Here is a 13,921-nt window from a genome sequence, read left to right on the forward strand (position 1 = left end):
TAGGCTTCACCGCGTGGAGCCCGACCTCTTTACCGCAGCGGCCGAAGAACGCCAGGAGAAGGACCCGTCCAGCAGCCCTCTGGCGGTGCGCATGCGCCCGCGGACCCTGGACGAGGTCATGGGCCAGCAGCATCTGCTCAAGCCCGGTTCGCCGCTGCGCAGGCTCGTCGGCGAGGGCGGAGGCGGCCCGGCCGGTCCCTCGTCGGTGATTCTGTGGGGCCCGCCGGGCACCGGCAAGACGACCCTCGCGTACGTCGTCTCCAAGGCGACGAACAAGCGTTTCGTGGAGCTGTCCGCGATCACGGCGGGTGTCAAGGAGGTCCGTGCGGTCATCGAGGGCGCCCGCCGGGCCACGGGCGGCTACGGCAAGGAGACCGTCCTCTTCCTGGACGAGATCCACCGCTTCTCCAAGGCCCAGCAGGACTCGCTGCTGCCCGCCGTGGAGAACCGCTGGGTGACGCTGATCGCCGCGACCACCGAGAATCCGTACTTCTCGGTGATCTCCCCGCTGCTCTCCCGCTCGCTGCTGCTGACACTGGAGCCGCTCACCGACGACGGTCTCAAGGGGCTGCTGGACCGGGCGCTCACCGAGGAGCGCGGACTCGGCGGGGCCGTCTCCCTGCCACCGGACGCCGAGGCCCATCTGCTGCGGATCGCGGGCGGCGACGCCCGCAGGGCCCTGACCGCCCTGGAGGCCGCCGCGGGCGCCGCGCTCGACAAGGGCGAGCGGGAGATCACCCTCCAGACCGTCGAGGAGACGGTCGACCGGGCGGCGGTGAAGTACGACCGCGACGGCGATCAGCACTACGACGTGGCGAGCGCCCTCATCAAGTCCATCCGCGGCTCCGACGTGGACGCGGCGCTGCACTATCTGGCCCGCATGATCGAAGCGGGGGAGGATCCGCGTTTCATCGCCCGCAGACTGATGATCTCGGCGAGTGAGGACATCGGCCTCGCCGACCCCACCGCTCTGCCGACGGCGGTCGCGGCGGCCCAGGCGGTGGCCATGATCGGTTTCCCGGAGGCCGCGCTGACCCTCAGCCACGCGACCATCGCGCTGGCGCTCGCGCCGAAGTCGAACACGGCGACCACGGCCATCGGCGCGGCACTCGCCGATGTGCGCGCCGGTCTCACCGGTCCCGTCCCGCCGCATCTGCGGGACGGGCACTACAAGGGCGCGGCCTCGCTCGGCCACGCCCAGGGCTATGTGTATCCGCACGATGTGCCCGGGGGAATCGCCGCCCAGCAGTACGCCCCGGACGCGATCCACGGCAAGCGCTACTACGAGGCGACGCGGTACGGCGCGGAGGCGCGGTACGCGGACGTGGTGGAGCGGGTACGGGAGCGCCTCGGCCGGACGGGGCCCTCCGACGCCTGAGCGCGCCCCGCCCCCGGAAGCCGCCGACCGGAAGCCGCCGAGCAGGCGAGTCGCCAGAGCCGCCGAGTCGCCGAGTCTGAGGGTGTCAGTGCGCGGCGGCCTCGAAGAGGGTGTGCATCGCCCGGCGCAGCTCGGTCACATCCCGTACCGGTGCCGGGAAGTCGAATCGTGCGTCGAAGCACCGGTCGCCGACGAACCGCACCCGCAGCCCGAACCGGTCCAGCGCCAGCGGCACCGCCCGCCGCCCGGCCCGGCCGCCCCGCTCCCGCCCCTGCCGCTCGGCCGGTCCGTCCCCGCGCTCGCCGAGGAGAGCGCACAGCTCCTGCATCTGCTCCCCGTGGGCGGAGTGCAGATGCTGGAGCAGCTCCGCCTCATGGGCGATGAGCGGATCGGGCGAGGCGCGTGCGAAGTCGTCGGGTTCGACGGCGGACACCCCCCACAGATCGTCCACGTACAGCTCCCCGACCTCGAGCCGGAGCAGCATGCCGCCGGGTTCCGCGAGTCCGGGGGCGCGGGTGAGCCAGCCGGCGACCCGGGCGCGGCCCCGGATACGGTGGGGCACGGAGACCGGGGCGACGTCCGTGATCTCCAGTACGGCGGAGAGCTCGTCGTCCTGGGCATGGGTGGCGGCCCGCACGGCGGGGGAGTCCGCCGGAAAGAGCAGGAACACCTCGCCGTCGGGGCCCACCACGCGCGCCTGCGGGCTCAGCTGCTCCGGCCGGGTGGTCTCCACGCCTGGAATCAGCAGCACTCCGGAGCATGTACCCTGTACGAGAGTTCGTGTGCGCTCGGCTGCTGACGGCATCCGGGCGAGATCAAGCCCGCTGGGATGCGGCTGACCATGAGCTGATCGGACCTCCGTCGCCTCGGCGCTCTTCTGAGCAGCGTCGACGTTCTCTGTGCTGTCCGTGATGCGCTTGGTGTTCCCAGGGCGAGACATGCGATCTCCTTGAGTAAGGTGAGCCTAACCTAACCTACAACGGAGGTCTGGAGAACGTGCCTAACCAGTCGCGTCCCAAGGTCAAGAAGTCTCGTGCGCTCGGCATCGCCCTGACGCCGAAGGCCGTGAAGTACTTCGAAGCCCGCCCGTACCCGCCGGGTGAGCACGGCCGCGGCCGCAAGCAGAACTCGGACTACAAGGTCCGTCTGCTGGAGAAGCAGCGTCTGCGCGCCCAGTACGACATCAGCGAGCGCCAGATGGCCCGCGCCTACGACCGCGCCCGCAAGGCCGAGGGCAAGACGGGCGAGGCGCTCGTCGTCGAGCTCGAGCGCCGTCTCGACGCCCTGGTGCTGCGTTCGGGCATCGCCCGCACCATCTACCAGGCACGTCAGATGGTCGTCCACGGCCACATCGAGGTCAACGGCGGCAAGGTCGACAAGCCGTCCTTCCGTGTCCGTCCCGACGACGTCGTGATGGTCCGCGAGCGCTCGCGTCAGAAGGCCCTCTTCCAGGTCGCGCGCGAGGGTGGCTTCGCCGCCGACGGCGAGACCCCGCGCTACCTGCAGGTCAACCTGAAGGCCCTGGCGTTCCGCCTGGACCGCGACCCGCAGCGCAAGGAAGTCCCCGTGATCTGCGACGAGCAGCTGGTCGTCGAGTACTACGCCCGCTGATCCGGGGTACGACACCGCGTTTCGGCCCGCCGCCTCCCCGCCCTTCCCGGCGGGGCGGCCGGCGGGCCCTCGCGTCTCCACGGACGCCGGACGCGCGGTACGGCGGCCCCGGCGACAGGTGCACAGCAGGGGGCACGCAGCGTACTGGCGCGTATCCGCTCCGTACAATTGCCGGGACGGGTCCTGTCCTTCCCGGTGGGAATGCGGTATTGGGTGCGACCCTCGGCGCGATAGGGTCGGAGGACTGGTTTTCAGGTGGCCCGGGACAGGCGTCTGAACGGGCTTCCGAGACGGACAGAGAGCGGTGCAGCGTGACCGGTGGAGAGGTTGCCGGGATTCTGGTGGCCGTCTTCTGGGCGATTCTGGTCTCCTTCCTCGCCGTGGTGCTGGTGAGGCTGGCCCGGACGCTCAAGGCGACCACCCGGCTCGTGGCGGAGGTGACCGAGCAGGCGGTACCGCTGCTTGCGGACGCCTCGGCGACGGTCCGCTCCGCGCAGACCCAGCTCGACCGGGTCGACGCCATCGCGAGCGACGTCCAGGAAGTCACCTCCAACGCATCCGCGCTCTCCACCACGGTCGCGTCCACCTTCGGAGGCCCGCTGGTCAAGGTCGCTTCCTTCGGATACGGCGTACGGAAGGCCATGAGCCGCAGGGACGACGCACCCCGTGAGCGGTCCTCGCGGACGGTCGTCGTCGGCCGTACCGTGCCGCCCGCCCGTGAGGGACGCCGCCGGTGGAGCAGAAAGGGCTGACGCACGATGTTCCGCCGTACGTTCTGGTTCGCCGCGGGCGCCGCGGCCGGTGTCTGGGCCACCACCAAGGTCAACCGCAAGATCCAGCAGCTCACCCCCGAGAGCCTCGCCGCCCAGGCCGCGAACAGGGCGATTGACGCGGGTCACAGGCTCAAGGACTTCGCGCTCGACGTCAGGGCCGGAATGATCCAGCGGGAGGAAGAGCTGGGCGAAGCGCTCGGTACGCACGCCCCGCCCGGCCCCGAACTGCCCGCACAGCGGGTGCGCCCCGCGATCGGCCGCCCGGGCCGCGCCCCGGACACCCACCCCTACACCCCGTACAACCGGAATGAGGACCACTGATGGAGTCGGCTGAAATCCGCCGCCGCTGGCTGAGCTTCTTCGAGGAGCGCGGGCACACCGTCGTGCCTTCGGCGTCGCTCATCGCGGACGACCCGACTCTGCTGCTGATCAACGCGGGCATGGTCCCCTTCAAGCCGTACTTCCTCGGAGAGGCCAAGCCGCCGGCCCCACGGGCCACCAGCGTGCAGAAGTGCGTCCGCACCCCGGACATCGAAGAGGTCGGCAAGACCACCCGCCACGGCACCTTCTTCCAGATGTGCGGCAACTTCTCCTTCGGGGACTACTTCAAGGAAGGCGCGATCTCCCTCGCCTGGGAGCTGCTCACCGGCTCCCGCGACAACGGCGGCTACGGCCTCGACCCCGAGCGCCTGTGGATCACGGTCTACCTGGACGACGACGAGGCCGAGCAGATCTGGCGGGACAAGATCGGCGTCCCCGCCGAGCGCATCCAGCGCCTGGGCAAGAAGGACAACTTCTGGTCCATGGGCGTTCCCGGCCCCTGCGGACCCTGCTCCGAGATCAACTACGACCGGGGCCCCGAGTTCGGCGAGGAGGGCGGCCCCGCCGTCAACGACGAGCGCTATGTGGAGATCTGGAACCTGGTCTTCATGCAGTACGAGCGCGGTCCCGGCGAGGGCAAGGAGGACTTCCCGATCCTGGGCGACCTTCCCTCCAAGAACATCGACACCGGCCTCGGTCTCGAACGCCTGGCGATGATCCTCCAGGGCGTGCAGAACATGTACGAGACCGACACCCTGCGGGTCGTCATGGACAGGGCCACCGAACTCACCGGTGTGCGCTACGGAGCCGATCACGCCTCCGACGTCTCCCTGCGCGTGGTCGCCGACCACATCCGTACCTCGGCGATGCTGATCGGCGACGGCGTCACCCCCGGCAACGAGGGCCGCGGCTACGTCCTGCGCCGCATCATGCGCCGCGCCATCCGCAATATGCGCCTGCTCGGAGCCACCGGCCCGGTCGTCGCCGAGCTGATCGACCCGGTCATCACGACCATGGGCGAGCAGTACCCGGAGCTGATCACCGACCGTACGCGGATCGAGAGCGTGGCCCTCGCCGAGGAGGCCCGCTTCCTCAAGACCCTCAACGCCGGGACGAACGTCCTCGACAGCGCCGTGACCGAGGCCAGGAGCGCCGGGTCCACGGTCCTGGCCGGCGAGAAGGCGTTCCTGCTCCACGACACCTGGGGTTTCCCGATCGACCTCACCCTGGAGATGGCCGCCGAGCAGGGGCTGTCCGTGGACGAGGACGGCTTCCGCCGGCTCATGTCCGAGCAGCGGGACCGGGCCAAGGCCGACGCCAGGGCCAAGAAGACCGGTCACGCCGATCTCTCCGCCTACCGTGAGATCGCCGATGGCTCCGGTTCCACCGAGTTCACCGGCTACACCTCCACCGAGGGCGAGTCGACCATCGTCGGCCTGCTCGTCGACGGTGTGCCCTCGCCCGCCGCCCTGGAGGGCGACGAGGTCGAGGTCGTCCTCGACCGCACCCCCTTCTACGCCGAGGGCGGCGGCCAGCTCGCCGACCAGGGCCGTATCCGGCTGGACTCCGGCGCCGTCATCCAGGTCCGCGACGTCCAGCAGCCTGTCCCCGGCGTCTCCGTGCACAAGGGGTCCGTGCAGGTCGGCGAGGTCACCGTCGGCGCCTCCGCCTACGCCGCCATCGACACCCGCCGCCGCCGGGCCATCGCCCGCGCCCACAGCGCCACCCATCTGACCCATCAGGCGCTGCGGGACGCTCTCGGCCCCACGGCCGCCCAGGCCGGTTCGGAGAACTCGCCGGGACGCTTCCGCTTCGACTTCGGCTCGCCCACCGCCGTACCCGGCGCGGTCCTCACCGACGTCGAGCAGCGGATCAACGAAGTACTCGCCCGTGAGCTCGACGTCCAGGCCGAGGTCATGAGCATCGACGAGGCGAAGAAGCAGGGAGCCATCGCCGAGTTCGGCGAGAAGTACGGCGAGCGCGTCCGGGTCGTCACCATCGGCGACTTCTCCAAGGAACTCTGCGGCGGTACGCATGTCCACAACACCGCCCAGCTGGGCCTGGTGAAACTGCTCGGAGAATCGTCGATCGGCTCCGGCGTGCGCCGTATCGAAGCCCTCGTCGGGGTGGACGCCTACCAGTTCCTCGCTCGGGAGCACACGGTCGTCGCCCAGCTCCAGGAGCTGGTCAAGGGCCGCCCCGAGGAGCTTCCCGAGAAGATCTCCGGCATGCTCGCCAAGCTGAGGAACGCCGAGAAGGAGATCGAGAAGTTCCGCGCGGAGAGGGTGCTGGCCGCCGCCGCCTCACTCGCCGAGGGCGCGAAGGACGTACGGGGCGTGGCTCTGGTCACCGGACAGGTGCCGGAGGGGACCTCCGCCGACGACCTGCGCAGACTGGTCCTCGACGTCCGTGGGCGCATCGCGGGCGACCGCCCGGCCGTCGTCGCCCTCTTCACCGTCGCCAACGGACGCCCCCTGACCGTCATCGCCACCAACGAGGCCGGGCGTGAGCGCGGTCTCAAGGCCGGTGACCTGGTCCGTACCGCCGCCAAGACCCTCGGCGGCGGCGGTGGCGGCAAGGCGGACGTCGCCCAGGGCGGCGGCCAGAACCCGGACGCCATCGGTGAGGCCGTCGCCGCCGTCGAGCGTCTGGTGGCCGAAACCTCGTGAGGCGAGGACGCCGTCTCGCGATCGATGTCGGGGATGCCCGTATCGGGGTCGCCTCGTGCGACCCCGACGGGGTCCTCGCCACCCCGGTGGAGACCGTGCCGGGACGGGACGTCCCGGCCGCCCACCGTCGGCTGAAACTGCTCGTCGAGGAGTATGAACCGATCGAGGTCGTCGTCGGTCTGCCCCGTTCCCTGAGCGGCGGCGAGGGCCCGGCCGCGGTCAAGGTCCGTGCTTTCGCCGGGGAACTGGCGCGCTCGATCGCACCCGTTCCGGTGCGACTCGTCGACGAGAGGATGACCACAGTCACAGCAGGTCAAGGGCTCCGTGCGGCAGGCATGAAGTCCAGAAAGGGCCGTTCTGTCATCGACCAGGCTGCCGCTGTGGTGATCCTTCAAAACGCTCTGGAGTCCGAACGGACGTTGGGAATTCCCCCAGGCGAGGGCGTCGAAGGGATTGTCTGATCGCGATACGGTAACGTTCCGCGCGATGTGGCCGTGTTCGAACAGCTGCCGCACAGAAATGAGGCGGGACGGTACACGCCCGACTCGCGGCCCTAGGGGTATCGATGACTGATTATGGCCGGAGCCCCGGCTCCGAACCGTGGCAATCCGATGACCCTTTGAACGGCGATCAGGGATGGGAAGGGCAGCAGGCCGTTTCCGGCCATGCCTCCTACGGCGGACAGCCTCAGCAGCCGTATCCACAGCAGCAGCCGCAGGGCTACGGCGTCCAGGACCCGTATCAGCAGCAGTACGACCAGCAGTACGACCAGCAGTTCTACGACGGCGGGCAGCAGTACGCGGCCGATCCGCAGGCGTACGGCGCGCACCAGCAGCACTACGGCGGCGCCGGCCAGTACGACGGCGGCTGGGACCCCGGCCCGCAGACGGGCACGCCCTACGGCGGGGCTCCCGGTGACCCCTACGGCGGTGCTCCCGCCGAGACGTACGGCGGCGCACCCGCCGAGACGTACACCGGCGGGCCCGCCGGCTACGGCAGCCGGCAGGAAGCCGACTACTACTCCACACCCGAGGCGTACCCGCCGCCGCGGCCTCCGGGCCGCCGCGCGGACCCGGAACCCGAGGCCACACCGTGGGAGTCCGAGGCCCCCGAGGAGGAGAAACACCCCTTCTTCACCGACGACGGACTGGGCGACGACGGTGCTACGCGCGATGACGACCCGAGGGGCGACCGTGACGCCCCGCGCAGGGGCGGCGGCAGCGGCGCGGGCGAGCGCCGGGGCAAGGGAAAGAAGAAGAGCCGCAACGGCTGCGCCTGCCTGGTCGTGTCCCTCGTCCTCGTCGGCGGGCTCGGCGGCGGCGTCTACTTCGGCTACCAGTTCTGGCAGGACCGGTTCGGCCCGCCCGCCGACTACTCAGGCGCCGGCACCGGCTCCGTCACGATCGAGGTCCCCAAGGGCGCGGGCCTGCTGGAGATCGGCAACATCCTGGAGAAGCAGGGCGTCGTCAAGAGCGCTGGAGCCTTCGTCTCCGCGGCCAACGAGAACCCCGAGCGGGCCAGGAGCATTCAGGACGGCGTCTATCTCCTCGCTCAGGAGATGTCCGGGGCGAACGCCGTGAAGGCGATGCTCGACCCCAAGAGCCGTAACGCCCTGGTCATCCCCGAGGGGAAGCGGAACAGCTTCGTCTACGCCGAGATCGACAAACGCCTCGGTCTGAAGAAGGGCACCACCCAGGGCGTCGCGAAAACCGAGGCGGACTCCCTCGGCCTGCCCGAGTGGGCCGAGGCCGACCCGGACGCCAAGGATCCGCTGGAAGGCTTCCTCTTCCCGGCGAGCTATCCCGTCGCCAAGGGCATGAAGCCGGAGGCGGTCCTGAAGAAGATGGTCGCCCGCGCCAACCAGGAGTTCGGCAAGAAGGACCTCAACGCCGAGGCCCAGCGGCTCGGCCTGAAATCGCCGCTCCAGGTACTGACCATCGCGAGCCTCGTCCAGGCCGAGGGCAAGTACAAACAGGACTTCGACAAGGTCTCGCGCGTCGTCTACAACCGCCTCAAGCCGGGGAACGCCGAGACGGTCGGACGGCTGGAGTTCGACTCCACGGTCAACTACTTCAGGAACCAGAGCACGCTGGACATCGGCAGCGTCAACGAGCTCCGGAAGCTCAAGGACCCGTACAACACCTACCGCATCCAGGGGCTGCCGCCGGGGCCGATCGGGAACCCGGGTATGGCGGCGTTCAACTCCGCGCTCGACCCGACTCCGGGACCCTGGTACTACTTCGTGTCGATCAACGAGGACGAAACGATCTTCGCCGAGACGAACGAGGAGCACGAGCGGAACCGTCGCAAGTACCAGGAACAGCGGGAGAATTCCGGCCAGTGAGCACCATCAGGCGGCGTGCGGCGGTCCTCGGATCGCCGATCGCCCATTCACTCTCCCCGGTTCTGCACCGCGCGGCCTACGCCGAGCTGGGGCTGACCGACTGGTCGTACGACCGGTTCGACGTGGACGAGGCCCGGCTTCCCGGTTTCGTCGGCGAGCTGGACGACAGCTGGGCCGGGCTCTCGCTGACCATGCCGCTGAAACGGGCGGTCATTCCGCTGCTCGACCGGATCACCGACACCGCGGCCTCCGTGGAGGCGGTCAACACCGTCGTCCTCACGGAGGGCGGGCGCCGTCTCGGCGACAACACCGACATCCCCGGCATGATCACCGCGCTGCGCGAGCGGGGCGTCGACCAGATCGAATCCGCGGCCGTACTCGGTGCGGGCGCGACCGCGTCCTCCGCGCTCGCCGCGCTCGCGCGGATCTGCCACGGCCCGGTCACCGCCTATGTGCGCAGCCGGGCACGAGCCGCGGAGATGCGCGGCTGGGGCGAGCGGCTGGGCGTAGACGTGCGGATCGCCGACTGGGCGGACGCCGCGGAGGCGCTGCGATCGCCGCTGGTCATCGCCACGACCCCCGCCGGCACGACCGACTCCCTCGCGGACCGGGTCCCCGAAAGGCCCGGCACCCTGTTCGACGTGCTGTACGAGCCATGGCCCACCCGGCTGGCGGCGGGCTGGTCCGCCCGAGGCGGAGCCGTCGTCGGCGGTCTCGACCTCCTCGTCCACCAGGCCGCCCTCCAGGTGGAGCAGATGACCGGCCGTGCCCGCGCACCCCTCGCGGTCATGCGAAACGCGGGCGAACGGGCGATCGAATCCCGCTAGTGCTGTGGCCGGGAGCGTTCACCGGCCCGAGACGCCCTGCACGCTCCCCCCGTGCCGTGCGGCACGGACGGTATCCCCGGCCTTGCCGGACCGTGCTCGTACGGAGCGAGTACGAGCCGCGGACCTCCGCCTCGCACCGCACCGGAGGCCGCGGGCTTATCGGCACATCGTTCCGGTCACAGCGCTAAGCTCCCCGCGTTCCGTCTCTCGACCGGGTCGTGTGCCCCGCTGATACGGAACCCACGCGGCCGAGGGGGCCGTGGTGTTCGCGGGGGAGAGTGTTATGGACATGGGTCAGCCACAGGCCGGAGCCATCTCGAAGATCTTCGACGTCGTCACCTTCGTCGTGGATTTCCTGCCGGAGTGGCTGTGGACTCCGTTCCTGTGCCTGGTCGCCGTGCTGGCCCTGGGAGGCTGGATCATCTCCATCAGAAGGAAGCGCGCCCGGCGGCAGACCGCCGGGAACACGCCGCCCGTCGCCGCCCCGACGGCCCCGCGGAGCGGCGCCGACTTCCTCGGCCCGTACGCACCCCGGCGGCGCGGCGACGGCGGCGCGGGCTGATCAGCGGCGGGCGAAGCGGTCCGGCCACGGTCCGCCGGCGTCCGACTGCTGGACCGCGGACCGGGCCACAGGCCGGGACGTGGGAGGATCGAGGGAGGCGGGCCAGGGCCGCGCACCCGGCCGCGCCGTCGCAGTCCCAGGCGCGAGCAGGAGGAGCACCGTTGAGCAGGTTGCGTTGGCTGACGGCGGGAGAATCGCACGGACCCGCACTCGTGGCGACGCTGGAGGGTCTTCCCGCCGGTGTGCCGATCACCACGGAGATGGTGGCGGACCACCTCGCCAGGCGACGCCTCGGCTACGGGCGCGGCGCCCGGATGAAGTTCGAGCAGGACGTGGTCACCTTCATCGGCGGCGTACGCCACGGGCTCACCATGGGTTCGCCGGTCGCGGTCATGGTCGGCAACAGCGAGTGGCCGAAGTGGGAGAAGGTCATGGCGGCCGACCCCGTCGACCCCGCGGAACTGGCGTCACTGGCCCGCAACGCGCCCCTCACCCGCCCCCGGCCCGGCCACGCCGACCTCGCCGGCATGCAGAAGTACGGGCTCGAAGAGGCGCGGCCGGTCCTGGAGCGCGCCAGCGCCCGTGAGACGGCCGCGCGGGTCGCGCTCGGCGCTGTCGCCCGCTCCTACCTCAAGGAGACGGCCGGAATCGAGATCGTCTCCCATGTCGTGGAATTCGGCGGAGCCAAGGCCCCGCACGGCGTGTACCCGACGCCCGCAGACGTCGACCGGCTCGACGCCGACCCGGTGCGCTGTCTCGACGCGAACGCGAGCAAGGCGATGGTCGCGGAGATCGACCAGGCCCACAAGGACGGCGACACCCTCGGCGGAGTCGTCGAGGTGCTGGCCTACGGCGTCCCCGTCGGCCTCGGCTCGCACGTCCACTGGGACCGGCGGCTCGACGCCCGGCTCGCGGGCGCGCTGATGGGCATCCAGGCCATCAAGGGCGTCGAACTGGGCGACGGCTTCGAGCTGGCGCGCGTGCCCGGATCGCAGGCCCATGACGAGATCGTGGCCACCGACGAGGGACTGCGCCGCACCTCCGGCCGCTCCGGCGGCACCGAGGGCGGGATGTCCACCGGCGAACTGCTGCGGGTCCGCGCGGCGATGAAGCCGATCGCGACCGTGCCCAAGGCTCTGGCCACCGTCGACATCACCACCGGCGAGGCCGCCGCCGCCCACCACCAGCGCTCGGACGTCGCCGCCGTGCCGGCCGCCGGCATCGTCGCCGAGGCGATGGTCGCGCTCGTCCTCGCGGACGCGGTGGCGGAGAAGTTCGGCGGCGACAGCGTGGCCGAAACCCGCCGCAACGTCTCCTCGTACCTCGGCAACCTCCACATCCGGTGAGCGCGCCGCTGATCGTCCTCGTCGGGCCCATGGGCTCCGGCAAGTCCACCGTCGGCGAACTCCTCGCCCAGCGGCTCGGCGTGGCCTACCGGGACACCGACGCCGATATCGTCGCCGCCCAGGGCCGCGAGATCTCGGACATCTTCGTCGACGCGGGCGAACCGTACTTCCGGGAACTGGAGCGCGCCGCCGTACGCGAGGCGGTCGCCGCGCACACCGGCGTACTCGCCCTCGGCGGCGGCGCGATCCTCGACGACTCCACGCGCGCGCTGCTGACCGGACTGCCGGTCGTCTATCTCTCCATCGAACTGGAGGAGGCGGTCCGGCGCACCGGCCTGAACCAGGCCCGGCCGCTGCTCGCAGTCAACCCCCGCCGCACGTGGCGGGAGCTGATGGAGGCCCGCCGGCATCTGTACACCGAGGTGGCCCGCGTCGTCGTGGCCACCGACGAACGCACCCCCGAAGAGGTCGCCCAGGCGGTCCTCGACGCTTTGGAGCTGAAGGACGAATGACCGAGCAGTCAGTGACCCGCATCCGGGTCGGCGGTACCGAAGGCTCCGAGCCGTACGAGGTACTGGTGGGCCGACAGCTCCTCGGCGAACTCCCCGGACTGATCGGCCGCGCCGAGGGCGCCTCGGGCAGGCGGAGGGTGGCCGTACTCCATCCGGAGGCCCTCGCCGAGACGGGCGAGGCGATCCGCGAGGACCTGGCCGCCCAGGGGTACGAGGCCATCGCGATCCAGCTCCCCAACGCGGAGGAGTCCAAGACGGCCGAGGTCGCCGCGTACTGCTGGAAGGCGCTGGGGCAGACCGGCTTCACCCGCAGCGATGTCATCGTGGGCGTCGGCGGCGGCGCCACCACCGACCTCGCGGGCTTCGTCGCCGCCACCTGGCTGCGCGGGGTGCGCTGGATCGCCCTGCCGACGACCGTGCTCGGCATGGTGGACGCGGCCGTCGGCGGCAAGACCGGCATCAACACCGCCGAGGGCAAGAACCTCGTCGGAGCCTTCCACCCGCCCGCGGGCGTGCTCTGCGATCTGGCCGCGCTCGACTCGCTGCCCGTCAACGACTACGTCAGCGGCCTGGCCGAGATCATCAAGGCGGGCTTCATCGCCGACCCGGTCATCCTCGACCTCGTGGAAGCCGACCCGCAGGGGGCGCGTACCCCCGCCGGGCCGCATACCGCCGAGCTGATCGAGCGTTCCATCCGGGTGAAGGCGGAGGTCGTCTCCGACGACCTCCGGGAGTCCGGCCGGCGCGAGATCCTCAACTACGGCCACACCCTCGCCCACGCCATCGAGAAGAACGAGCGCTACAAGTGGCGGCACGGCGCAGCCGTCTCCGTCGGCATGGTCTTCGCGGCCGAACTGGGCCGTCTGGCCGGCCGGCTCGACGACGCCACCGCCGACCGGCACCGCGCCGTCCTGGAGTCCGTCGGGCTGCCGCTGACCTACCGAGGCGACCAGTGGCCCCGGCTGCTGGAGACCATGAAGGTCGACAAGAAGTCGCGCGGCAATCTGCTCCGCTTCATCGTCCTCGACTCGCTCGCCAAACCGACCGTGCTGGAGGGCCCGGACCCGGCGGTCCTGCTCGCCGCCTACGCCGAGATCGCGGCGGACTCCGCATGAGCCGCCCGGTGCTCGTCCTCAACGGCCCCAACCTGGGGCGGCTCGGCTCCCGCGAGCCCGACGTCTACGGCGCGACCTCCTACGCCGGCCTGGTCGAGACCTGCCGGGCGCTCGGCGGGGAGCTGGGCTTCGACGTGGACGTCCGGGAGACGAACGACGAGGGCGAGATGATCCGCTGGCTGCACGAAGCCGCCGACGGCTCGGTCCCCGTCATCCTCAACCCCGGTGCGTTCACGCACTATTCGTACGGGATGCGGGACGCCGCCGCGCAGCGGACCGCGCCGCTGATCGAGGTCCACATCTCGAATCCGCACACCCGTGAGGTGTTCCGGCACACCTCGGTGGTCGCCGCGGTCTCCAGCGGCACGATCGCGGGCTTCGGCATCGGTTCCTACCGCCTCGCCCTGCGCGCGCTGGCCGAGGAACTGTCGGGCTGAACACGGTGTGGGGGGTCTCGCACAGC

Annotated in this window: 14 protein-coding genes; 13 read left to right on the forward strand and 1 reads right to left on the reverse strand. The window is 70.8% G+C overall.

The window, feature by feature from the left end:
• Positions 1-13: 13 nt before the first annotated feature.
• The gene (locus ACWEFL_RS10770; protein ID WP_451710243.1) at positions 14-1,378 is read left to right on the forward strand and encodes a replication-associated recombination protein A; all 1,365 of its coding nucleotides are present in this window, start codon (positions 14-16) and stop codon (positions 1,376-1,378) included.
• An 85-nt stretch (positions 1,379-1,463) separates the two neighbouring features.
• Here the strand turns inward: ACWEFL_RS10770 and ACWEFL_RS10775 are convergent, their stop codons facing one another.
• The gene (locus tag ACWEFL_RS10775; protein ID WP_451710438.1) at positions 1,464-2,183 is read right to left on the reverse strand and encodes a DUF2470 domain-containing protein; all 720 of its coding nucleotides are present in this window, start codon (positions 2,181-2,183) and stop codon (positions 1,464-1,466) included.
• Between the two features lie 191 nt (positions 2,184-2,374).
• Between ACWEFL_RS10775 and rpsD the strand changes: the two genes are divergently transcribed.
• From rpsD to ACWEFL_RS10835, 12 genes are all read left to right on the forward strand, one after another.
• A complete protein-coding gene (gene rpsD, locus ACWEFL_RS10780) occupies positions 2,375-2,989 on the forward strand; it encodes a 30S ribosomal protein S4 (RefSeq protein WP_451710245.1) in 615 nt (204 codons plus the stop codon).
• 311 nt (positions 2,990-3,300) lie between these two features.
• Positions 3,301-3,741: a DUF948 domain-containing protein gene (locus ACWEFL_RS10785; protein ID WP_451710247.1), complete on the forward strand. Its 441-nt coding sequence runs from the start codon at positions 3,301-3,303 to the stop codon at positions 3,739-3,741.
• A 6-nt stretch (positions 3,742-3,747) separates the two neighbouring features.
• Positions 3,748-4,083 (forward strand): DUF6167 family protein, encoded by a 336-nt coding sequence (locus tag ACWEFL_RS10790; RefSeq protein WP_451710249.1) that lies wholly within the window; start codon positions 3,748-3,750, stop codon positions 4,081-4,083.
• Positions 4,083-6,752, forward strand: a complete 2,670-nt coding sequence (gene alaS, locus ACWEFL_RS10795) for an alanine--tRNA ligase (RefSeq protein WP_451710251.1) — start codon at positions 4,083-4,085, stop codon at positions 6,750-6,752. Before ACWEFL_RS10790 ends, alaS begins: the two co-directional genes overlap by 1 nt.
• Positions 6,749-7,213, forward strand: coding sequence for a Holliday junction resolvase RuvX (gene ruvX / locus ACWEFL_RS10800; protein WP_451710253.1), 465 nt, complete (start codon positions 6,749-6,751; stop codon positions 7,211-7,213). Before alaS ends, ruvX begins: the two co-directional genes overlap by 4 nt.
• A gap of 104 nt (positions 7,214-7,317) precedes the next feature.
• Positions 7,318-9,096: an endolytic transglycosylase MltG gene (mltG, locus tag ACWEFL_RS10805; RefSeq protein WP_451710255.1), complete on the forward strand. Its 1,779-nt coding sequence runs from the start codon at positions 7,318-7,320 to the stop codon at positions 9,094-9,096.
• Positions 9,093-9,923, forward strand: a complete 831-nt coding sequence (locus ACWEFL_RS10810; RefSeq protein ID WP_451710257.1) for a shikimate dehydrogenase — start codon at positions 9,093-9,095, stop codon at positions 9,921-9,923. Before mltG ends, ACWEFL_RS10810 begins: the two co-directional genes overlap by 4 nt.
• A 289-nt stretch (positions 9,924-10,212) precedes the next feature.
• Complete coding sequence (locus ACWEFL_RS10815) at positions 10,213-10,485, forward strand: hypothetical protein (RefSeq protein WP_451710259.1); 273 nt, start codon at positions 10,213-10,215, stop codon at positions 10,483-10,485.
• A 161-nt stretch (positions 10,486-10,646) separates the two neighbouring features.
• A complete protein-coding gene (gene aroC, locus ACWEFL_RS10820; protein WP_451710261.1) occupies positions 10,647-11,831 on the forward strand; it encodes a chorismate synthase in 1,185 nt (394 codons plus the stop codon).
• A complete protein-coding gene (locus tag ACWEFL_RS10825; protein ID WP_451710263.1) occupies positions 11,828-12,343 on the forward strand; it encodes a shikimate kinase in 516 nt (171 codons plus the stop codon). The genes aroC and ACWEFL_RS10825 overlap by 4 nt, the downstream gene beginning before the upstream one ends.
• Positions 12,340-13,458, forward strand: coding sequence for a 3-dehydroquinate synthase (aroB, locus tag ACWEFL_RS10830; RefSeq protein WP_451710265.1), 1,119 nt, complete (start codon positions 12,340-12,342; stop codon positions 13,456-13,458). Before ACWEFL_RS10825 ends, aroB begins: the two co-directional genes overlap by 4 nt.
• Positions 13,455-13,895, forward strand: coding sequence for a type II 3-dehydroquinate dehydratase (locus tag ACWEFL_RS10835; RefSeq protein WP_451710266.1), 441 nt, complete (start codon positions 13,455-13,457; stop codon positions 13,893-13,895). Before aroB ends, ACWEFL_RS10835 begins: the two co-directional genes overlap by 4 nt.
• Positions 13,896-13,921: the final 26 nt, after the last annotated feature.

This window comes from Streptomyces sp. NPDC004838 (assembly GCF_053600955.1).

What these genes read in the sequence shown, in the direction of transcription:
- ACWEFL_RS10815 (WP_451710259.1), top strand. Translation starts at nt 10,213, where the DNA reads ATGGGTCAGCCACAGGCCGGAGCCATCTCGAAGATCTTCGACGTCGTC.
- alaS (WP_451710251.1), top strand. Translation starts at nt 4,083, where the DNA reads ATGGAGTCGGCTGAAATCCGCCGCCGCTGGCTGAGCTTCTTCGAGGAG.
- ACWEFL_RS10775 (WP_451710438.1), bottom strand. Translation starts at nt 2,183, where the DNA reads ATGCCGTCAGCAGCCGAGCGCACACGAACTCTCGTACAGGGTACATGC.
- ACWEFL_RS10790 (WP_451710249.1), top strand. Translation starts at nt 3,748, where the DNA reads ATGTTCCGCCGTACGTTCTGGTTCGCCGCGGGCGCCGCGGCCGGTGTC.
- ACWEFL_RS10835 (WP_451710266.1), top strand. Translation starts at nt 13,455, where the DNA reads ATGAGCCGCCCGGTGCTCGTCCTCAACGGCCCCAACCTGGGGCGGCTC.
- aroB (WP_451710265.1), top strand. Translation starts at nt 12,340, where the DNA reads ATGACCGAGCAGTCAGTGACCCGCATCCGGGTCGGCGGTACCGAAGGC.
- mltG (WP_451710255.1), top strand. Translation starts at nt 7,318, where the DNA reads ATGACTGATTATGGCCGGAGCCCCGGCTCCGAACCGTGGCAATCCGAT.